Origin of the sequence: Streptomyces tibetensis, assembly GCF_007655005.1 — a bacterium.
Classification (GTDB): Bacteria; Actinomycetota; Actinomycetes; order Streptomycetales; family Streptomycetaceae; genus Streptomyces; species Streptomyces tibetensis.
On the sequence record NZ_SZVW01000014.1, the window covers coordinates 194078 to 213413 of the forward strand.

A 19336-nucleotide genomic window follows, 5' to 3' on the forward strand; every position below is an offset into this window, starting at 1 on the left:
CAGATGACCGAGGACATGACGGGCACCCCGCACGAGCAGGGCAGCCACTGGTACGACAACGAGGCCGGCCCGCTGGTCCGCCCCTACGCCATGACGGGCGGACGCACCCGGCCCGGCCCCACCGGCGTACGGTTCGACCTCATCGCCCTGGTCACGCTGGACCCGGGGGCACCCGGGGTGGACGACGCCCCGCTCGGCCCGGAACACCGCAACCTCATCGACCTGTGCCGCCCGGAGACCCAGTCGGTCGCCGAACTCGCCGCAGGCGCGGACCTGCCCGTCGGTGTGGTCAGGGTCCTCCTCGGCGATCTCCTGGAACTCGGCTGTGTCACCGTCAGCCGTCCCGTCCCCCCGGCGCAGCTGCCCGACGAACGCATCCTGCGCGAGGTGATCGACGGCCTGAGAGCGCTGTAGCCCCGACGCACCGACGGAAACCGCACCACCCGCGCACGCCCAGCACCCGGCACTCCCGACCCCCGGACTCTCCCCGCACGGCACTCCTGACACCCGGCACTCCTGAGAGAAGTGATCAATGGTCTCCGAGCACTCCGACGCCCCGGACGGCGAGACCGCCGCGCTGGCGTTGAAGATTCTGGTCGCCGGCGGATTCGGCGTGGGCAAGACCACCCTGGTGGGCGCCGTCAGCGAGATCCGGCCGCTGCGCACCGAGGAACTCCTGAGCGAAGCGGGGCAGTCGGTGGACGACACCGACGGCGTGGACCACAAGACCACCACGACCGTCGCCATGGACTTCGGACGCATCACCATCCGGTCCGGCCTCTCCCTGTACCTGTTCGGCACGCCGGGCCAGGACCGCTTCTGGTTCCTGTGGGACGAGTTGTCGCAGGGGGCGCTCGGTGCGGTCGTCCTCGCCGACACCCGCCGTCTGGAGGACTGCTTCCCCGCGGTCGACTACTTCGAGCACCGGCGTATCCCGTTCGTCGTGGCCGTCAACTGCTTCGCGGGCGCCCGCCGGCACGGCGCCCCGGACGTCTCGCGCGCACTCGACCTCGACAGGGGCACCCCCGTGGTGCTGTGCGACGCCCGTGACCGCGACTCGGGAAAGGAGGTGCTGATCCGGCTCGTCGAGTACGCCGGGCGGATGCACACCGCCCGGCTGCTCGACTCGGTCGGCTGAGCGAGGACGGGGCCCCTGCGGTCAGTTCGCGACGTCCCGCTCCGCCAGCACCCTGTCGACGGTGACACGGACGAGGAGTTCGCCGGGGACGCCGTTGCGCGCGCCGAACTCCTCGGCGCGCTCCTCGCCCATGTACCGGGCGCCGATCCGGGTCGCCCAGTGCCGTATCTCGTCGAGGTCCTCCGAGACGCGGGCCCGGCCTCGCAGTACCACGAAGGAGTACGGCGGCCGGTCGTCGTCCACGCACAGGGCGATCCGGCAGTCCCGGACGATGTTGCGCCCCTTCACGCTGTTCTCGCCGGTGTTGAACACCACCTCGTCGCCGTCCAGAAGGAACCAGATCGGAACCACGTGCGGGCTGCCGTCGGCCCGGACCGTGGAGAGCTTTGCGGTGCGGGTTCCGTGGGAAACGAACTCCCGCCATTGCGCGTCGGTCATCTTCTCTGCCATGGCTTCCATCCTCCTTGCCCCGACCGCGGTCGTGGGGAAGGCTGACAAGGAGATCCTCCGGTCAGGAGGAAATCCGCACGGGGAGAAAACGGGGAGAACGGAAGATGGCGCAGAACCAGGGACTCGACTGGCTGCTGGACGACTTGACCGAGCGCGTCCACGAAGTGCGGCACGCACTGGTCCTGTCCAACGACGGCCTGGTGACCGGCGCGAGCACCGGACTGCGCCGCGAGGACGCCGAGCACCTCGCGGCCGTGTCGTCCGGGCTGCACAGCCTGGCCAAGGGCTCCGGACGGCACTTCGGTGCGGGCAGCGTACGGCAGACGATGATCGAGTTCGACGACGCGGTGCTGTTCGTGACCGCGGCCGGCGCGGGCAGCTGTCTGTGCGTCCTCAGCGGCGCCGAGGCCGACATCGGCCAGATCGCCTACGAGATGACACTGCTGGTCAACCGGGTCGGCGAGCGTCTCGACGTCGATGCGCGCCAGCCCGAACCGAAGCCGATCACAGACCTCTGACCGGCACGTTCGTCATCCCCCGTGGAGTTATCCACAGGCTCGCCACAAGATCCGCCGAAGCGGCTACGGTTTTTTCACGGCCACCGCGAACGGCCATCGGAAACGGCCATCGGAAACGGCCATCGCGCGAGGCCACTGCACGCGGCCACCGCACACGGCGTGAGCCGCTGACTCCACGGGGGAGACCGACCATGACACGTATCAGCACGACACCCGACCGCAGCACCTGCGCCCCGAGCCGGGCCGCCCGTGAACTGGGACTCAAGCGGCGCGAGTTCGACCTCGCGGTGAACCTGGGGCTCATCCGGACCGTTCCCGACGAAGGAGGCGGGGGCAGGCATGTGGCCCGGGCCGAGATCGACCGGCTGCGCTCAGGGGACGGTTTCCCGGGCGCCCTGCGCGAACGCGTCGCGACCGCCGGCACCGCGGAAGGCGCCGAGCTCATGGGGGTGGCGCCGACCAGGTTCACGAGCCTCGCGCGCTACGGCCTGCTGGTTCCTGTGACGTTCTACCTGAATCGCTATCGGACCGTCGTCTGGCTGTATCTGGCCGAAGAACTGCGGCAGTTCGCGGCCGAGAGGAGCAACGCCCGGCTGCTGACCGCCCGTCGCGCACCCCTGGAGATCCGGGAAGGGGTGAAGGCCGGAATGGACCGTCGGCCCCGCAACTGGCGGGGACGTCACGTCGGGTTCCTGACACGCCAGGCCGGCGACGACCCGTGGGCCCACGCGGCAGCGGTCGCCTCCCTCCTCGACCCGGCCGACGTGGCGGACGTCGTCCAGGACCCCGAAGAGCGAGCCCGCCTGGCCCGCCGCCGCCCCCGGTTCCCGGTGCACGGCACCCCCGGTTCACCCACCGCCGAGCTGGCCGAGACGCTGATGACGGCGAGCGAACCGGACGAGGTGGCCTGGTTCCGCGCGGACCTGGCCCACACGATGGAGACGGCCCGCCGGCACGACCACGAAACGAAGGCACCTTCTCCGGCACCGCCATCAGCATCAGAGTCCCCCACCTCACCCCCGGCACCGCGACGAGGTTCGAGGCTGCTTGTCCCACCCTGGAGCACGCGATCAGCGGCACAATGCCCCGCCTCGTCCCCCGCCCCGGCGGCGAAGCGGCCCGCGCCCTCGGGCTGTACCCCTCCGCAAGGCCTGCTGAGCCGGCTCCGCCGCAGAAGCCGGCGGCCGGCCGGGTGACCCGGCGGTCGGCGGCACCGCCGGGCGGCCCGTCGACCGATGACTTTCCGGATGCGCCGGGGTCACAGCCTGAGGAGACTGTGTCCGGGAGGCGACCATGTTCGGTACGACGAAGGCGTTCAGCGGGTTCTCGGTGGACGACATCGACGCGGCCAAGGCGTTCTACGCCGACACGCTCGGGATCCGGGTGTCGGAGGAGAACGGGCTGCTGATCCTGCACATCGCGGGTGACCGGGACACCCTGGTCTACCCCAAGCCGGACCACACACCGGCGACGTTCACCATCCTCAACTTTCCGGTCGACGACATCGAGGCCGCGGTCGACGAGCTGGGCAGGAGAGGGGTGCGTTTCGAGCGCTACGACCATCTCAAGGCGGACGACAAGGGCATCTTCCGCGGTGGCGGCCCGCTGATCGCCTGGTTCACCGACCCGGCGGGGAACGTGCTCTCCGTCCTGCAGGAAACCTGACGCGCCGGTCGTGCCCGAGCTGCCCGATGTCGAGGGCTTCCGGCAGGTGCTCGAGTCCTGCGCGAAGGGACGCGTGATCCGCCGGGTCGACGTGCGGGACCCGGGTGTTCTGCACGGCGTCGACACCCGGAGGCTGCGGGACGCACTCGAAGGGCGGCGGTTCGGTACGCCGGAGCGGCACGGCAAGTGGCTGCTGGCCCGTACCGGCGGCCCTACCCTCGTCCTGCACTTCGGCATGACCGGGCGGCTGGTCTGCGGGCATGTCGATGATCCCCTCGAGACGCATGACCGCGTCCTGTTCACCCTGGGCGGCGGCCGCCAGCTGCGCTTTCGTGACCAGCGCAAACTGCAGGGCCTGTGGCTGGCCCACGACGAGTCCGACGTCGACCGGCTGCTGCGCAGGCAGGGGCCCGATGCGCTGACGGTGGACAGGGCAGAGTTCGAGGAGGTGCTCTCGTCACGCCGGGGGCACCTCAAGACGGCCCTCACCGACCAGTCCGTGGTCGCCGGGCTCGGCAATCTGCTCGCCGACGAGATCCTGTGGCGGGCCCGGCTGCGCCCCGACCACGGGGCGCGTGATCTCACTCCGGAGGACCGCCGTCGCCTGTACAGGGAGATGCGCCGCACGCTGCGCTCGTCCGTCACCGCCGGTTGCGTACCGCCGCGTGACTCCTGGCTCACCGGCCACCGGGACGACCGTGCCCCGAGGTGCCCGCGGTGCGGCGCCGGGCTGCGCCGGACCCGTATGGCGGGCCGGGGCACGGTGTGGTGCCCGCGGTGCCAGCCGGACGGGTGAGCGGCGAAAACCGGGCCCGACGGCACGCGCGGCCACGGTTCCGCTGCCCTCGGCCAAGGTGCCTTCGGCCCCGTCGGTGATGATCCGCCTGCTCGTCGCGGCGTCCCGTCGTGAACCTGGGGTCAGGGCGCCGCAGCGGTCTCGCGCTCGTCGTCGGGAGCCACCAGCGACTGTGTGAACGGAATGCGCGCCAGCGCGAGCACCCCGGCAGCGATCAGCGCGACGCCGATCAGCTGGGGCAGCAGCCACCAACCGGAGCGGATGGTCTCCTCGTACAGGGTGATGCCGAGGGCGAAGCTCACCAGGGCGTCGCCGAGGGTGAGCGCGGGCTGCGAGGCGACCAGGGGGCCGGCCTGCATGGCGTTCTCCAGCAGGAACAGCGCGCACACGCCGGTGGCGGCGAAGGCGTAGGTCTGCCAGGCGGTGAGGAAGGCCACGAGGCCCTGCTCGTCGAGGATGTGGGTGGCGGCCTTCATCAGTGCCGCGGTCACCGCGTAGCTGATCGCCGTCGCGGCACCCAGGCAGGCCGCCCGGGCCCGGCCCTCGGGCCGCCGGAGGGCCGCGACCGCGAGCGCTGCTACCGCCCCCGCGCACACGGCGAGCGCGGGAATCCAGCGGTCCAGCGCCACATGGGTGCGGTTGCCAGCGGGGGAGGCGGCGGCGAGCGCGACCGCCAGACCGGCCACCACCACCGTGACGGCCAGCCAGCCCCTCCCCGGCAGGTGCCGGTGCATCAGTACAGAGGCGACGATCAGGGTGAGCGGCAGCTCCAGCACGAACAGCGGCTGCACGATGGTCAGCGGCCCGGTGGCCAGCGCCAGCGCCTGGCAGACGGCGGCGCCGATCACCGCGACGATGCCGGCCAGCCATACGGGCCGGCGCAGCAGATCGACGATCAGCCCGGCCCGCAACCCCTGGGAGGCGGGCACGGTGAGCGCCGCCTTGCGCTGCAGCACGGTCGCGACCGCGTTGCTGAAGGCGGCGCAGATCGCGAACACGACGGGGAGCACGGTGTGCAGCGTGGTCACCTCCCGGTTCGGCGGGCGTGTGACGTCGGCGGTGTCTGCTCCTGCCATGGTCGCCGGATCCGGTCAGGGGCGCGATCGGAACCCGGCGGGCAGGGCCCCCGTCGGCGAGGGTCAGCCCAGCTTCCGGAAGAGCCCCTCCTGCACCACGGACACGACGAGACGGCCCTCACGGTCGTAGATCCGGCCCCGGGCCAGGCCACGGCCGCCGACCGCGATCGGCGACTCCTGGTCGTAGAGGAGCCAGTCGTCCGCGCGGAACGGGCGGTGGAACCACATCGCGTGGTCCAGCGACGCCAGGTCGAAGCCGCGCGGGCCCCACAGCGGCTCGACCGGGATGCGGACGGCGTCCAGGAGGGTCATGTCGCTGGCGTAGGTGAGGGCGCAGGTGTGCACGAGCGGATCGTCGCCGAGCGGCCCGACCGCGCGCATCCACACGGCGCTGCGCGGCTCGGCGTCGCGGGTCTCCTCGACGGTCCAGCGCAGCCGGTCCACGTAGCGGATGTCGAAGGGTTGGCGGCGGGCCATCCGTTCCAGCTGTTCCGGCAGCGCGCCCAGGTGCTCGCGGATCTCGTCCGTGACGGTCGGCAGGGACTCCGGGTCCGGGACCTTGCGGGCGGGAGGCAGCTGGTGCTCGAAGCTGCCCTCCTCCGGCTTGTGGAAGGAGGCGGTGAGGTTGAAGATCGTGCGGCCCTGCTGCACGGCCGTGACCCGGCGGGTGGTGAACGACCGCCCGTCGCGCACGTGCTCGACCTGGTAGACGATCGGCACTCCCGGCCGTCCGGGGCGCAGGAAGTACGCGTGCAGCGAGTGCACGGGACGGTCGCCCTCGGTGGTGCGGCCGGCGGCGACCAGCGCCTGCCCCGCCACCTGACCCCCGAAGACCCGCTGCAGGGACTCCTGCGGGCTGCGGCCGCGGAAGATGTTGACCTCGATCTGCTCCAGGTCGAGCAGGTCGACGAGCCTCTCGGCAGGGTTGGTCGTCATGGGTGAGATTCTCCTGTGCTCGCTGCTGCCCGGCCCGTCACAGCTGGCCGACGTCGGTCACGCGGACGATCGCGCGGCCCTCCGCGTCCGAGGCCGTGAGGTCGACCTCCGCGCTGATGCCCCAGTCGTGGTCGCCGTTCGGGTCGTGGAAGATCTGCCGGACCCGCCACAGGGCGTTCTCCGGCTCCTCCTCGATGAGCAGCAGCTTGGGGCCGCGGGCGTCGGGTCCGGTGCCGAGATCCTCGTACTCGTCCCAGTACGTGTCCATCGCCTCGCCCCACGCGTCGGCGTCCCACCCGGACTCCCCGTCCATCTCGCCCAGTTCGCCCACCTGGTCGAGGGCGGCCAGCTCCACGCGGCGGAACATGGCGTTGCGGACCAGGACGCGGAAGGCGCGCGCGTTGGCGGTGACGGGCTTGACCTCGTCGGCCTTCTCCTGGGCCTCCTCGGCGGTCATCTCCGCCGGGTTGGCGAGCTGCTCCCACTCGTCCAGCAGGCTGGAGTCGACCTGGCGCACCATCTCGCCCAGCCAGGCGATCAGGTCCTGGAGGTCCTCGGACTTGAGGTCGTCGGGAACGGTGTGGTCGAGGGCCTTGAAGGCGCTGGCGAGGTAACGCAGCACGATGCCCTCGGTGCGGGCCAGTTCGTAGTGGGACACCAACTCGGTGAAGGACATCGCCCGTTCGTACATGTCGCGGATGACCGACTTCGGCGACAGCGGATGGTCGCCGACCCAGGGGTGGCTCTTGCGGTACGTGTTGTACGCGTGGAAGAGCAGCTCCTCCAGGGGCTTCGGGTACGTGATGTCCTGGAGGCGCTCCATGCGCTCCTCGTACTCGACGCCGTCCGCCTTCATCTGGGCCACGGCCTCGCCGCGCGCCTTGTTCTGCTGGGCGGCGAGGATCTGCCGCGGGTCGTCGAGCGTCGACTCCACGACCGACACCATGTCGAGCGCGTACGAGGGCGACTCGGGGTCGAGCAGCTCGAACGCGGCGAGGGCGAAGGTGGACAGCGGCTGGTTGAGCGCGAAGTCCTGCTGGAGGTCGACGGTGAGGCGGACGATGCGTCCCTCGGCGTCCGGCTGGTCGAGCTTCTCGACGATGCCGCCGTCCAGCAGCGAACGGTAGATCGCGATGGCCCGGCGGATGTGCCGCAGCTGCTGCTTGCGCGGCTCGTGGTTGTCCTCCAGCATGCGGCGCATCGCCTCGAAGGCGTTGCCGGGGCGGGCGATCACGGACAGCAGCATCGTGTGCGTCACACGGAAGCGGGACGTCAGCGGCTCCGGCTCGGAGCCGATGAGCTTCTCGAAGGTCTGCTCCGACCAGGCGACGAAGCCCTCGGGGGCCTTCTTGCGGACGACCTTGCGGCGCTTCTTGGGGTCGTCGCCCGCCTTGGCGAGGGCCTTCTCGTTCTCGACGACGTGCTCGGGCGCCTGCGCGACGACGAAGCCCTCCGTGTCGTATCCGGCCCGCCCGGCGCGGCCCGCGATCTGGTGGAACTCCCGGGCCCGAAGGGTACGTACGCGGGTGCCGTCGTACTTGGTGAGGGCCGTGAACAGCACGGTGCGGATGGGGACGTTGACGCCGACGCCGAGCGTGTCGGTGCCGCAGATGACCTTCAGCAGACCGGCCTGGGCTAGCTTCTCCACCAGACGGCGGTACTTGGGCAGCATGCCGGCGTGGTGCACGCCGATGCCGTGCCGGACGTACCGGGAGAGGTTGCGGCCGAACTTGGTGGTGAAGCGGAAGTTGCCGATCAGCTCGGCGATCTGCTCCTTCTCCTCCTTCGTGCACATGTTGATGCTCATCAGCGCCTGCGCCCGCTCCACGGCCTGCGCCTGCGTGAAGTGCACGATGTAGACGGGCGCCTGCCGGGCGGACAGCAGATCGGTGAGGGTCTCGGTGAGCGGGGTGTAGCGGTACTCGTAGGACAGCGGGACCGGCCGGGTCGCCGAGCGCACCACCGCCGTGGGGCGGCCGGTGCGGCGGGTGAGGTCCTTCTCGAAGAAGGAGACGTCGCCGAGCGTCGCCGACATCAGCACGAACTGCGCCTGCGGCAGCTCCAGGATCGGAATCTGCCAGGCCCAGCCGCGGTCGCCCTCGGCGTAGAAGTGGAACTCGTCCATCACGACCTGGCCGACGTCGGCGTCCTTGCCGTCGCGCAGCGCGATCGACGCCAGTACCTCGGCGGTGCAGCAGATGACGGGGGCGTCGGCGTTGACCGACGCGTCGCCGGTCAGCATGCCGACGTTCTCGGTGCCGAAGATCTTGCACAGCTCGAAGAACTTCTCCGACACCAGGGCCTTGATCGGGGCGGTGTAGAAGGTGACCTCGTCACGGGCGAGGGCCGCGAAGTGCGCGCCCGCCGCGATCATGCTCTTGCCGGAGCCGGTGGGCGTCGACACGATCACGTTCGCACCGGAGACCACCTCGATCAGCGCCTCCTCCTGGTGGGGGTAGAGCGTGAGACCCCGCTCGCCGGCCCACGACTCGAAGGCTTCGTACAGGGCGTCGGGGTCAGGGGTCCGCGGCAGCTGATCGATGAGGGTCACGCCCCCATCTTGCCCGGCCCGATGCCCGATGCGGGAATCGGCTGCGGGCCCGAAGATCACGAACGCTACGCTGGGGCGCCGACGGGACGTCAGCGCGCCCGGTCAACTGGACAGCGGCACATGAGGAATGAGGCGGGGCACGGCCATGATGGGACCAGCACACTCACTGTCGGGAGCCGCCGCCTGGCTCGGCGTCGGTGCGGCCGCTGCGGCGGCCGGACACCCGATGCCCTGGCCGGTCCTCCTCGTCGGCGCCCTGATCTGCGCCGGAGCAGCTCTCGCCCCGGACCTCGACCACAAGGCGGCGACCATCTCCCGGTCCTTCGGACCGGTGTCGCGCTGGCTGTGCGAGATCGTCGACAAGCTGTCGTACGCCGTCTACAAGGCCACCAGGAAGCAGGGCGACCCGCGCCGCTCCGGCGGGCACCGCACGCTGACGCACACCTGGCTGTGGGCGGTCCTGATCGGTGCGGGCACCTCGGTCGTGGCGATCACCAGCGACCGCTGGGGTGTGCTCGCGGTGCTCTTCGTGCACATGGTCCTGGCCATCGAGGGCCTGCTGTGGCGGGCGACGCGCGGCACCAGCAGTGAGGTGCTGGTGTGGCTGCTGGCCGCGACCACCGCGTGGATCCTCGCGGGCATACTGGACAAGCCGGGCAACGGCGCGGACTGGCTGTTCACGGCACCGGGCCAGGAGTACCTGTGGCTGGGGCTGCCGGTGGTGCTGGGCGCGATCGTGCACGACATCGGGGACGCGCTCACCGTGTCCGGCTGCCCGATCCTGTGGCCCATCCCCATCGGGCGCAAGCGCTGGTACCCGGTCGGGCCCCCGAAGGCCATGCGCTTCCGGGCGGGCAGCTGGGTAGAGCTCAAGGTGCTGATGCCGGTGTTCATGCTGCTCGGCGGCGTGGGCTGCGCGGCGGCGCTCAACTTCATCTGAGCGCAACCTCATCTCAGCACAGCTTCATCTGGGTACAGCTTCGTCCGGGCACTACTTCACCTGAGCCCGACTTCATCTGGGCGCGGCCCCGAGACGCGCTTCAGCCGCCGCCGTAGCGCCGCTCGAACGCGGCTACCCGGCCCTCCGAGTCCACCGTGCGGGCCTTGCCCGTGTAGAAGGGGTGGCTCTCCGAGGAGATCTCCACGTCCACGACCGGGTAGGTCTCGCCGTCGTCCCACTCGATGCTCTGGTCGCTGGTCGCGGTGGACCGGGTGAGGAACGCGTACCCGGCGGCGCGGTCGCGGAAGACGACGGGGTGATAGTCGGGGTGCTTGTCCTGCTGCATGGATGCTCCTCGAGCGGCTCGGGCCGGTTCCGCGATCAGCCGGACAGGGTGTCCTCGTCGACGATGTGCACTGCGGCCTCCTCTTCCGCGATCAGCCGGACAGGGTGTCCTCGTCGACGATGTGCACGGCGGCCTCCTCGGCCGACGCGGCGGCGCCGTCGATGCCCACGTCCATGGCGACCAGTGCCTCCTCCTCGTCCTCGTGGGCGCCCTCGTCGGGTGCCACGAGCCGGCCGGAGCGCTCGGCGCCGACCTCGTTGTCCAGGAGTTCCCCGTCGGTGCCCGCGCAGTCCCCGAGGCCGTCACCGTCCGGGGCGGCGGCGTCCGGCAGCTCCTCGGAGAGCCGCTGGTCCAGCGTCTCGCCCTGCCGCCGCTCGGCCGCCGTCACCCCGAGGTGCTCGACGGCCCAGGGCCGCTCGGGAGGGGACCAGCCCCGGTCCAGGGGATCGTCGACGCCGTCGTTCTCCAGGGTGTCCTCGGCGTCGAGCAGCCCCGTGTCCTCCCTCTGCTCGTCCTGGTCCGGCTGGTAGACGTCGTCTCCCCAACCGTCGGAGCTGTTCACGGGTACCTCCCAGGGGGTGGGACGGGCCCGTTCTCACGGGACCCGTGCCGGGCCGCCGCCGCACGGAGCACTGATGCCGCCCGAACCACTGGTTCCGGGGCGTTCCCCGAGCCGGTGCCTGATTCCAGCCTTCCACCCCGGTTCGGGACTGCGCAACGCCAAGGACCCGGCCGCCGCGCGGGGGACGCGCGCCGCCCGGTACGACGAGGTGCTCACCCGTGCCAGGACCTCCACAGCGCCGCATATGCCCCGTCCGCCGCGACCAGCTCCTCGTGGCTGCCCAGCTCGCTGATGCGACCGCTCTCGACGACGGCGATGACGTCGGCGTCGTGGGCGGTGTGCAGCCGGTGGGCGATGGCGACGACGGTGCGGCCGTCGAGGACCCGGGCCAGGGAGCGTTCCAGGTTGCGGGCGGCGCGCGGGTCGAGCAGCGAGGTCGCCTCGTCCAGGACCAGCGTGTGCGGGTCGGCCAGCACCAGGCGGGCCAGCGCGATCTGCTGGGCCTGGGCCGGGGTGAGCGCCAGACCGCCCGAGCCGACCTCGGTGTCCAGGCCGTCCTCCAGCGCCCGGGCCCAGCCGTCGGCGTCGACCGCTCCCAGCGCCGCCCACAGTTCGGCGTCGACCGCGCCGGTCCGCGCGAGCCGCAGGTTGTCGCGCAGGGAGCCCACGAAGACGTGGTGCTCCTGGTTGACGAGGGCCACGTGGGAGCGGACACGTTCGGCGGGCATCCGGGCCAGCTCGGCGCTGCCCAGGGTGATCCGGCCGTCCCGGGGCGCGTAGATCCCGGCGAGCAGCCGGCCCAGCGTGGACTTCCCCGCGCCCGAGGGGCCTACCAGGGCCAGCCGGGTGCCGGGGGCGACCTCCAGGGACACCTTGCGCAGGACGTCGACGCCCTCGAGGTAGCCGAAGTGCACGCGGTCGGCGTGCACGTGTCGTCCTTCGGGGGCCACCGACGGATCCCCGGCGTCCGGCTCGATGTCCCGGACCCCGACGAGCCGGGCCAGCGACACCTGGGCCACCTGCAGCTCGTCGTACCAGCGAAGGATCATGCCCACCGGGTCGACCAGCATCTGGGCGATCAGCGCGCCGGTCGTCAACTGGCCGACGTCGATCCACCCGTGCAGGGCGAACACACCGCCGATCATCAGGACCGAGGCGAGCACGGTCACGTGGGTGGTGTTGATGACCGGGAAGAGCACCGACCGCAGCCAGAGCGTGTAGCGCTCCCAGGCCGTCCACTCCTGGATCCGCTGCTCGGACAGCCCGACGCGACGCTCGCCCAGGCGGTGGGCCTCGACGGTACGCCCGGCGTCCACGGTCTCGGCGAGCGCGGCGGCCACGGCGGCGTACCCGGCGGCCTCGGAACGGTAGGCCGAGGGCGCCCGCCGGAAGTACCAGCGGCAGCCGACGATCAGCAGCGGCAGGGCGAGCAGCACGGCGAGCGCCAGCGGCGGCGCCGTGATCACCAGCCCGCCCATCAGCAGGAACACCCACACCACGCCGATCGACAGCTGCGGCACGGCCTCACGCATGGCGTTGCCGAGGCGGTCGATGTCCGTCGTGATGCGCGACAGCAGGTCGCCCGTCCCGGCCCGCTCCAGCACCCCGGGCGGCAGTCCGACCGACCGGACGAGGAAGTCCTCGCGCAGGTCGGCCAGCATCCGTTCACCCAGCATCGCGCCGCGCAGCCGCACCTGCCGGACGAACACGGCCTGGACGGCCAGCGCGGCCACGAAGAGCCCGGCCGTGAGCTCCAGCCGCAGGTCCCGCGCCCCGTCGGACACCCGCTCCACCAGTCCGCCCAGCAGCCAGGGACCGGCCATCGAGGCGATCACGGCGGCCGTGTTGACGGCGACCAGCAGCAGGAACGCCCGCCGGTGCCGGCGCAGCAGTTCGGCCACGTAGGCGCGGACGGTCTCGGGGGCGCCGACGGGCAGGGTGTTCGCCGTCGTCGGGGCCGCCGGGTCGTACGCCGGTGGCGCGACGCCGATCATGCCTTCTCCTCGATCTCTTCCAGTTCCTGCAGTACGTCCTTCAGGGCGACGGAGCCGTTCAGGGCGGCCTCGTCGTCCGTCTCGCGGGTGACCACCGCCCGGTAGCGGGGCTCGGTCCGCACGAGTTCACGGTGGGCACCGACCGCCACGGCCTCGCCGTCGTGGAGGAACACCACCCGGTCGGCGCGGTCCAGCAGCAGCGGGGAGGAGGTGAACACCACGGTCGTGCGTCCCGCGCGCAACTCCCGCACGCCCTGCGCGATCCGGGCCTCGGTGTGCGAGTCGACGGCCGAGGTCGGCTCGTCCAACACGAGCGCCTCCGGGTCCGTGACCAGCGACCGGGCGAGCGCGAGCCGCTGGCGCTGGCCGCCGGACAGGGACCGGCCGCGTTCGGTGATCCGGGCGTCCATCGGGTCGGCCGCGTCCAGTGAGCCCTGCACCAGGGCCGCCAGCACGTCGTCGCACTGCGCGGCGGCCAGCGCCTCTCGCGGCGCCACCGCACCCGACGCGGGTACGTCGAGCAGCTCACGCAGCGTGCCGGACAGCAGCACGGGGTCCTTGTCCTGGACGAGGACGGCCGTACGGGCGCTGTCCAGCGGGAGTTCGTCGAGGGGCACCCCGCCCAGCAGCACCGAGGTGCCCTCCTGGGACGGGTGTCCGCCCAGCCGCTCCGCCAGCAGGCCCGCCGCGTCCGGGTCGCCGCACACCACGGCCGTCAGCCGGCCGGCGGGCGCGAGCAACTCGGTCTCCGGGTCGTACAGGTCCCCCGAGGGAACCTCGGCCGCGCGTGATCCGGCGGTGTCCGTGGGCCGCTGGAGCGACAGCACTCCCGCGGCCCGTTTGGCGGACGGCCGGGAGAAGGAGTACGCCATGGCGATCTCCTCGAAGTGCCGCAGCGGATAGGTCAGGACCATGACCGAGCTGTAGACGGTGACCAGTTCGCCGACGGTGATCCGGCCCTCGCGCGCCAGCCCCACGCCGTACCAGACGACGGCGATGAGCAGCAGCCCGGGCAGCAGGACCTGGATCGCGGAGATCAGGGACCACATCCGGGCGCTGCGCACGGCAGCGTGGCGGACCTCCTGGGAGGCGCTGCGGTAGCGGTCGAGGAACAGCTCCTCGCCGCCGATGCCCCGCAGCACACGCAGACCGGCGACGGTGTCCGAGGCCAGTTCGGTGGCCCGTCCGGCCTTCTCGCGCTGGGTGTCGGCACGCCGGGTGGCGCGGGGCAGCAGCGGCAGCACGGCGAGCGCCAGCGCGGGCAGCCCCACGGCGACGACCACGCCGAGCGCAGGCTGGTAGACGAGCAGGCCGACACAGACCAGGACGACGGTGACCACGGCCGCGGTGAACCGGGACAGGGCCTCGACGAACCAGCCGATCTTCTCGACGTCACCCGTCGACACCGCCACCACTTCACCGGCCGCGACCCGTCGGGTCAGCGCCGAGCCCAGATGGGCGGCCTTGCGGGCGAGCAGTTGCTGGACGCGCGCGGCGGCGGTGATCCAGTTGGTGATGGCGGTGCGGTGCAGGAAGGTGTCACCGACCGCGTTGCCGACGCAGGCCAGCGCCAGCAGGCCGCCCGCCAGGGCGAGCCGGGTACCGGAGCGGTCGACGACGGCCTGCACGGCGACCCCGACACAGAACGGCAGGGCGGCGACGGAGGCGAAGTGCAGCAGCCCCCAGCTCAGCGACTTGAGCTGACCGCCCAGCTGATTCCGGAAGAGCCACCACAGGAATCGGGGGCCCGAGCGCGCGTCCGGGACGCCCGGGTCGGGGTACGGAAGGTCTTGAATCTGCATGACGTCCCAGTGGCTCGTGTCAGGGGGCGAACGGGTGGGGAGGCGGGTCGGCAGGGGAGTGGGGGCGGCCGCCGACGACGGCAGCAAACCGTGCCAGGTTCGCGTTGCGACGCGGCCGGAGGCAAACGGTTTTCCGTCCGCCGCACGGAACCGGCCGCCCGCCGTGCGCCACCGACCGGCAACCGCACGGAACCGGCCGCCCGCCGTGCGCAACCGACTGGCAGCCGGGCGGCACCGGCCGTCCGCCGTGCGCAACCGACTGGCAGCCGGGCGGCACCGGCCGTCCGCCGTGCGCAACCGACTGGCAGCCGGGCGGCACCGGCCCTCTGCCGTGCGCAACCGACCGGCAACCGGGTGGAACCCGTCGCCCACCGACTGTTCGGGCGTCAGCCCGCCGTAGCCCGGAGCGCGGTGCGACCATGGAGCGATGCAGAACGGTGGCGTACGACGAGCGGTGGGCGCGACGGTGGTCCTCGCTTCATTTCTGACGGCTCTGTCCGCCTGCGGCGGCGCGGAGGGCAGTGGGGGGACGGAAGCCGCCCGCCCGGCGGCCCGCACTCACGCTGCCACGGCCGCCCCGACGCGCATCCCCGGCGTCGGCGACCGGCTCCAGCGGCGGATCCCGTCCGGCTCCCACCAGGTCGTCGCGGTCTACGGCGACGGGAAGGACTCCGCCGACTCCACGGTCGTCCTGTACACGAAGCACGGCTCGACCTGGCAGCGGCAGCGCGGCTGGACCGGGCACAACGGCAAGAAGGGCTGGACCACCGACCACCACGAGGACGACGACCGCAGCCCTGTGGGCGTGTTCACCCTGAGCGACGCGGGCGGCGTGCTGCCGGACCCGGGCTCCGGGCTGCCGTACACCCGCTCCGCCGCCTTCGCCGCTCCGCGCTGGTGGGCCAAGTCGCACTGGCACGACTTCGACTACGTCATCGCCATCGACTACAACCGCGTCAAGGGCACCCCGCCGAACGATCAGACCCGCCCCGAGGGCGAGAAGAAGGGCGGCGGGATCTGGCTGCACATGGACCACGGCAGCGGCACGTCGGCCTGTGTCAGCGTGCCCGAGTCGGCGATGAGGTACCTGCTGCGCACGCTCGACCCGCGAGAGCGTCCCGTGGTGGTGATGGGGGACAAGGCGGACCTGGCGGCCTAAGGCCTCATTGCGCGGGTGGCCGACTCCCCGTAGAACACGGCCCATGAAGAGACGGATCGTCATGTCCATGCTTGCCGGAGCGGCCCTTCTGGCGGGCACCCTCATCGGCGGCACTCCCGCCGGGGCGGCGGACGTCCCGGCCCGGGCGGCCGACGTCCCCGCCGAGTTCGGCACCGACTGGCACGACCCGGTCACGGCCGTACCGCCCGTCGCGAAACCCGCCGGAAAGTCCTGCGAAGCCACCCTCGCCCGCGCGCAGTTCCGGGACTTCACCCCCTACCGCGGCACCTACACCCCGCCCGGCGGCTGCGGCGACCGCTGGAGCAAGGTGGTGCTGCGGCTCGACGGCAAGGTCAAGGGGCGCCAGTACGACCGGCTCGGCTATCTCCACGTCGGCGGCGTCGAGATCTTCCGGACGTCGACCCCGCAGCCCTCACCCGACGGCATCGAGTGGTCGGTGGAGAAGGACGTCACACGCTACAGCGACACCTTCCGCACGAGCCGGGACGTCGAGATGCTCATCGGGAACGTCGTCGACGACACCTACACGGGCGTCCTCGACGTCAACGTCACGCTGACGTTCTACCAGGGCCGCCCCGATCCGAAGAGCCCCGACCGGGTCCTCACCCTCGACGGCGCCTCGGCCCTCACCACCCCGCGCAACAGCGAGCGCATCCTCGCCGAGGTGTACGCGACCGGGTCCGGCGGCGGCTGCGAGGAGTACTGGTACCTGACGGTGCCCGAACCGGCGCCCTACTCCTGCAAGGCCGGCCAAGGCCCTTACCGGGAGGTGCAGATCAGCGTCGACGGCCGGCTCGCCGGCATCGCCACCCCGTTCCCGACGGTGTGGACCGGAGGCTGGTCCAATCCGTTCCTCTGGTACGTGATCCCGGGCCCGCGTGCCTTCGACATCAAGCCGATCACCTACGACCTCACCCCCTTCGCCGGGATCCTCAACGACGGCCGCGCGCACCGCGTCGAGGTCTCGGTGGTCGGTGTGCCCGAGGGGCAGAGCGGCTGGAGCACGCCCGTGAACGTCCTCGTCTGGCAGGACGAGCAGCGCGAGCGGGTCACCGGGAAGCTCACCGCGCACACGACGGAAGACCTCACCGACTCGTCCGTGTACACGCCGGGTTCGGAGCACCGGGTGGACACCGAGGGTGCCCACCGGCTGACCGTCGGCGGCTATGTCGACACGTCGCACGGCCGCGTCAGGACCACCGTCAGCCGCTCGCTGACCGGTACCTCCACACACCGCTGGACCGACGGCGAGACGCGTGACGCTCTCGAAGCCGTCTGGACCGATGACGAGTCGGTGACGGTCGGCGCACGCACCACGCGCACCCACCGCACCTACACGATGGACGGCACGACCACCCTCGGCGCGGGCGACCGCCTGCGCACGGTACTGAAGCTCGGCGACCGCGCCACGGTCGTGGCGACGAACGGCGGGCGGCGCACCGCGTGGTCACGGCTCGGCAACTCGTACACGGGCGACGCGACCTACACGGCGAACGTGCCGCGCGACCAGCGCCACGCGGTCGGCACCACGAGCCAGCGCTACCGGCTGTACGGCTCGCGCGGCTGCTACGACCGCACCCTGACCGCCGTGCAGGGGGTGCTCACGGAGGATCGAAACCGTTGCTGAGGTGACATCCGCGGCGCGGGTGATGTGCGTCACTCGCGACGTTTTACTTGGCTGAAACGTTGCGGTCTTGTGCGCGATCAAGACAGCCTTCAGGGTGTCGGAAGCGGAATCCCCATTCCGCATCACAGAAGTCCCCTCCGGCTTCCCTGTGTCCCGTCCCCCCTAGGAGGCTTCGTGCCGCCGTCTGTACCGTCCCTCCCGCGACGCCTCGCCCGCACTTTGCGCACTTCGCTTTTCGCGCAGGTTTCCTGCGCGCTCGTCCTCGGAATCGTCGTCGGAAAGCTGTGGCCGGACACGGCCACGGCTCTCCAGCCGCTCGGCGACGGTTTCACCCGGCTCATCAAGACGGTGATCTCGCCGCTGGTGTTCTGCGTTGTCGTCGTCGGCATCGCCAAGGCCGGTGACCTGAAGGCCTTCGGCCGGATCGGGGTGAAGGCCCTCATCTGGTTCGAGATCGCCTCAACGGCCGCCCTGGTCATCGGTCTCGTCGCCGCCAACGTCGTCGGCCCGGGCAAGGGCATGAACGTCGACCCCTCCTCGCTGAACACCGCGGCGGTCGACCAGACGACGGGCGGTGGCCATCTGCCCACGACGACAGAGTTCGTGCTGAACGCGCTGCCACAGAGTTTCGTCGGCGCCTTCGCCGAGAACGAGCTGCTCCAAGTCCTTATCCTGGCCTGTCTGGTGGGCGCCGCCCTGCTGCACCTCGGGCACACGAAGGTGCCGAAGATCCTGCCCGCGATCGAGCAGGCCCAGGAGATCGTCTTCGCGGTCGTCGGCTTCATCATGCGGCTGGCCCCGCTCGCGGTGTTCGGCGCGATGGCCCACCTGGTCGGCAACTACGGCCTGGGCGTGATGAGGACGTACGCCAAGCTCATCGTGCTCTGCTATGTGGCCGCGGCGCTGTTCGTCGCGCTGCTCGCCGTGGCCCTGAAGGCCGTCACCGGGCTCAGCCTCTGGAAGTTCCTGCGCTACATCCGCGAGGAGATGCTGCTCGCGCTCGGCACCGCGTCCACCGAGTCGGTGATGCCCCGCGTCATGCAGAAGCTGCGCCGGGCCGGCGCCCGCGACGACGCCGTGGGGCTGGTGCTCCCCACCGGCTACTCCTTCAACCTCGACGGCGCCTCGCTGTACCTGTCCATCGGCACGCTGTTCATCGCCCAGGCGGTGGGTGTGGACCTCAGCCTCGGCCAGCAGATCACGGTCGTGCTGGTGCTGATGCTGACCAGCAAGGGCATGGCGGGCATTCCGGGTTCGGCGTTCCTCGCACTGTCCGCGACCGCCTCGTCCCTCGGGGCGATCCCCGCCGGGGCCGTCGCGCTGCTGCTCGGCGTGGACCGCATCATGGACTCGATGCGCGTCGTCACGAACCTGCTCGGCAACTGCGTCGCCGTCTTCGCGGTGTCCCGCTGGGAGGGGGCCCTGGACATCGAACGGGCGAAGAGGACGCTGGACGGGGAGGACGACACCCCGGCGCCGGACGAGGCCGGGAAGGGCGCCGGTGACACGGAGGACGCCCCCGTGCCGGTCGGCACCCGGAAGGGCGCCGGTGCCGAGGGCGGCATCGGGGCACCGGTGCCGGACATCCCGGCCCAGAAGGCCCAGGACCTCAAGGAGCCCGCTCCCGAGGCTGGTTGACCCGAACGGCAACGGGCCGCGCCACCGCACAGGCAGGACGGGCGGTGACCGCGGCCCGCTGCCGTGCTCCCGTCGGCCGCCTGAGCCTGGCCGGTGTCCGCTGTCGTGGTTTCCGGC

The 19336-nt window shown here is 71.6% G+C and carries 18 protein-coding genes; 10 read left to right on the forward strand and 8 right to left on the reverse strand.

Annotated elements, in window-relative coordinates:
* Positions 1 to 3 precede the first annotated feature (3 nt).
* Both FDO69_RS24590 and FDO69_RS24595 read left to right on the forward strand, forming a co-directional pair.
* Positions 4 to 414, forward strand: a complete 411-nt coding sequence (locus FDO69_RS24590; RefSeq protein WP_104782020.1) for a DUF742 domain-containing protein — start codon at positions 4 to 6, stop codon at positions 412 to 414.
* A 118-nt stretch (positions 415 to 532) separates the two neighbouring features.
* Positions 533 to 1138: a GTP-binding protein gene (locus tag FDO69_RS24595; RefSeq protein WP_053674300.1), complete on the forward strand. Its 606-nt coding sequence runs from the start codon at positions 533 to 535 to the stop codon at positions 1136 to 1138.
* Positions 1139 to 1159: 21 nt separating this feature from the next.
* On the opposite strand, the gene FDO69_RS24600 is transcribed toward FDO69_RS24595, so the two are convergent.
* Positions 1160 to 1588: a PPOX class F420-dependent oxidoreductase gene (locus FDO69_RS24600; RefSeq protein ID WP_104782021.1), complete on the reverse strand. Its 429-nt coding sequence runs from the start codon at positions 1586 to 1588 to the stop codon at positions 1160 to 1162.
* A 104-nt stretch (positions 1589 to 1692) separates the two neighbouring features.
* On the opposite strand from FDO69_RS24600, the gene FDO69_RS24605 reads away from it, so the two are divergent.
* From FDO69_RS24605 to FDO69_RS24620, 4 genes are all read left to right on the forward strand, one after another.
* Positions 1693 to 2106 (forward strand): roadblock/LC7 domain-containing protein, encoded by a 414-nt coding sequence (locus tag FDO69_RS24605; protein ID WP_104782022.1) that lies wholly within the window; start codon positions 1693 to 1695, stop codon positions 2104 to 2106.
* Positions 2107 to 2297: 191 nt separating this feature from the next.
* Positions 2298 to 3302: a DUF6397 family protein gene (locus tag FDO69_RS24610; protein WP_234388066.1), complete on the forward strand. Its 1005-nt coding sequence runs from the start codon at positions 2298 to 2300 to the stop codon at positions 3300 to 3302.
* Between the two features lie 97 nt (positions 3303 to 3399).
* On the forward strand, positions 3400 to 3771 hold the full coding sequence (locus tag FDO69_RS24615; RefSeq protein WP_104782023.1) for a VOC family protein: 372 nt from the start codon (positions 3400 to 3402) through the stop codon (positions 3769 to 3771).
* Positions 3772 to 3781: 10 nt separating this feature from the next.
* Positions 3782 to 4567 carry an Fpg/Nei family DNA glycosylase gene (locus FDO69_RS24620; RefSeq protein ID WP_104782024.1) on the forward strand — a complete coding sequence of 262 codons (786 nt, stop codon included), beginning with the start codon at positions 3782 to 3784 and terminating at the stop codon, positions 4565 to 4567.
* Between the two features lie 122 nt (positions 4568 to 4689).
* Here FDO69_RS24620 and FDO69_RS24625 read toward each other — a convergent pair whose 3' ends face one another.
* The 3 genes from FDO69_RS24625 to FDO69_RS24635 form a co-directional block, all read right to left on the reverse strand.
* Positions 4690 to 5643 carry a DMT family transporter gene (locus tag FDO69_RS24625; RefSeq protein WP_234388067.1) on the reverse strand — a complete coding sequence of 318 codons (954 nt, stop codon included), beginning with the start codon at positions 5641 to 5643 and terminating at the stop codon, positions 4690 to 4692.
* 63 nt (positions 5644 to 5706) lie between these two features.
* Complete coding sequence (locus FDO69_RS24630) at positions 5707 to 6579, reverse strand: acyl-CoA thioesterase (RefSeq protein ID WP_104782025.1); 873 nt, start codon at positions 6577 to 6579, stop codon at positions 5707 to 5709.
* Between the two features lie 37 nt (positions 6580 to 6616).
* Positions 6617 to 9130, reverse strand: a complete 2514-nt coding sequence (locus FDO69_RS24635; protein WP_167526675.1) for a DEAD/DEAH box helicase — start codon at positions 9128 to 9130, stop codon at positions 6617 to 6619.
* A gap of 145 nt (positions 9131 to 9275) precedes the next feature.
* On the opposite strand from FDO69_RS24635, the gene FDO69_RS24640 reads away from it, so the two are divergent.
* Positions 9276 to 10070 (forward strand): metal-dependent hydrolase, encoded by a 795-nt coding sequence (locus FDO69_RS24640; protein ID WP_104782026.1) that lies wholly within the window; start codon positions 9276 to 9278, stop codon positions 10068 to 10070.
* A gap of 100 nt (positions 10071 to 10170) precedes the next feature.
* Here FDO69_RS24640 and FDO69_RS24645 read toward each other — a convergent pair whose 3' ends face one another.
* The 4 genes from FDO69_RS24645 to FDO69_RS24660 all read right to left on the reverse strand — a co-directional run bounded on the left by FDO69_RS24645 (position 10171) and on the right by FDO69_RS24660 (position 14774).
* Positions 10171 to 10416 carry a type B 50S ribosomal protein L31 gene (locus FDO69_RS24645; protein ID WP_104782027.1) on the reverse strand — a complete coding sequence of 82 codons (246 nt, stop codon included), beginning with the start codon at positions 10414 to 10416 and terminating at the stop codon, positions 10171 to 10173.
* A 91-nt stretch (positions 10417 to 10507) separates the two neighbouring features.
* Positions 10508 to 10978 carry a DUF5709 domain-containing protein gene (locus FDO69_RS24650; RefSeq protein ID WP_104782028.1) on the reverse strand — a complete coding sequence of 157 codons (471 nt, stop codon included), beginning with the start codon at positions 10976 to 10978 and terminating at the stop codon, positions 10508 to 10510.
* Between the two features lie 212 nt (positions 10979 to 11190).
* Positions 11191 to 12972 (reverse strand): ABC transporter ATP-binding protein, encoded by a 1782-nt coding sequence (locus tag FDO69_RS24655; RefSeq protein WP_104782029.1) that lies wholly within the window; start codon positions 12970 to 12972, stop codon positions 11191 to 11193.
* Entirely contained in the window at positions 12969 to 14774 is a 1806-nt protein-coding gene (locus tag FDO69_RS24660; protein ID WP_104782030.1) for an ABC transporter transmembrane domain-containing protein, read from the reverse strand. Before FDO69_RS24660 ends, FDO69_RS24655 begins: the two co-directional genes overlap by 4 nt.
* A 427-nt stretch (positions 14775 to 15201) precedes the next feature.
* Here FDO69_RS24660 and FDO69_RS24665 point away from each other — a divergent pair, with 427 nt between their 5' ends.
* The 3 genes from FDO69_RS24665 (at position 15202) to FDO69_RS24675 (ending at position 19219) form a co-directional block, all read left to right on the forward strand.
* Complete coding sequence (locus tag FDO69_RS24665) at positions 15202 to 15933, forward strand: L,D-transpeptidase family protein (protein WP_104782031.1); 732 nt, start codon at positions 15202 to 15204, stop codon at positions 15931 to 15933.
* A gap of 43 nt (positions 15934 to 15976) precedes the next feature.
* Entirely contained in the window at positions 15977 to 17581 is a 1605-nt protein-coding gene (locus tag FDO69_RS24670; RefSeq protein ID WP_104782032.1) for a peptide-N4-asparagine amidase, read from the forward strand.
* Between the two features lie 174 nt (positions 17582 to 17755).
* Positions 17756 to 19219 (forward strand): cation:dicarboxylate symporter family transporter, encoded by a 1464-nt coding sequence (locus tag FDO69_RS24675; protein WP_104782033.1) that lies wholly within the window; start codon positions 17756 to 17758, stop codon positions 19217 to 19219.
* Positions 19220 to 19336 lie beyond the last annotated feature (117 nt).

Coding starts and splice junctions, on each gene's coding strand:
- FDO69_RS24590 (WP_104782020.1), top strand. CDS start 4: ATGACCGAGGACATGACGGGCACCCCGCACGAGCAGGGCAGCCACTGG.
- FDO69_RS24595 (WP_053674300.1), top strand. CDS start 533: ATGGTCTCCGAGCACTCCGACGCCCCGGACGGCGAGACCGCCGCGCTG.
- FDO69_RS24600 (WP_104782021.1), bottom strand. CDS start 1,588: ATGGCAGAGAAGATGACCGACGCGCAATGGCGGGAGTTCGTTTCCCAC.
- FDO69_RS24605 (WP_104782022.1), top strand. CDS start 1,693: ATGGCGCAGAACCAGGGACTCGACTGGCTGCTGGACGACTTGACCGAG.
- FDO69_RS24610 (WP_234388066.1), top strand. CDS start 2,298: ATGACACGTATCAGCACGACACCCGACCGCAGCACCTGCGCCCCGAGC.
- FDO69_RS24615 (WP_104782023.1), top strand. CDS start 3,400: ATGTTCGGTACGACGAAGGCGTTCAGCGGGTTCTCGGTGGACGACATC.
- FDO69_RS24625 (WP_234388067.1), bottom strand. CDS start 5,643: ATGGCAGGAGCAGACACCGCCGACGTCACACGCCCGCCGAACCGGGAG.
- FDO69_RS24630 (WP_104782025.1), bottom strand. CDS start 6,579: ATGACGACCAACCCTGCCGAGAGGCTCGTCGACCTGCTCGACCTGGAG.
- FDO69_RS24640 (WP_104782026.1), top strand. CDS start 9,276: ATGATGGGACCAGCACACTCACTGTCGGGAGCCGCCGCCTGGCTCGGC.
- FDO69_RS24645 (WP_104782027.1), bottom strand. CDS start 10,416: ATGCAGCAGGACAAGCACCCCGACTATCACCCCGTCGTCTTCCGCGAC.
- FDO69_RS24655 (WP_104782029.1), bottom strand. CDS start 12,972: ATGATCGGCGTCGCGCCACCGGCGTACGACCCGGCGGCCCCGACGACG.
- FDO69_RS24660 (WP_104782030.1), bottom strand. CDS start 14,774: ATGCAGATTCAAGACCTTCCGTACCCCGACCCGGGCGTCCCGGACGCG.
- FDO69_RS24665 (WP_104782031.1), top strand. CDS start 15,202: ATGCAGAACGGTGGCGTACGACGAGCGGTGGGCGCGACGGTGGTCCTC.
- FDO69_RS24670 (WP_104782032.1), top strand. CDS start 15,977: ATGAAGAGACGGATCGTCATGTCCATGCTTGCCGGAGCGGCCCTTCTG.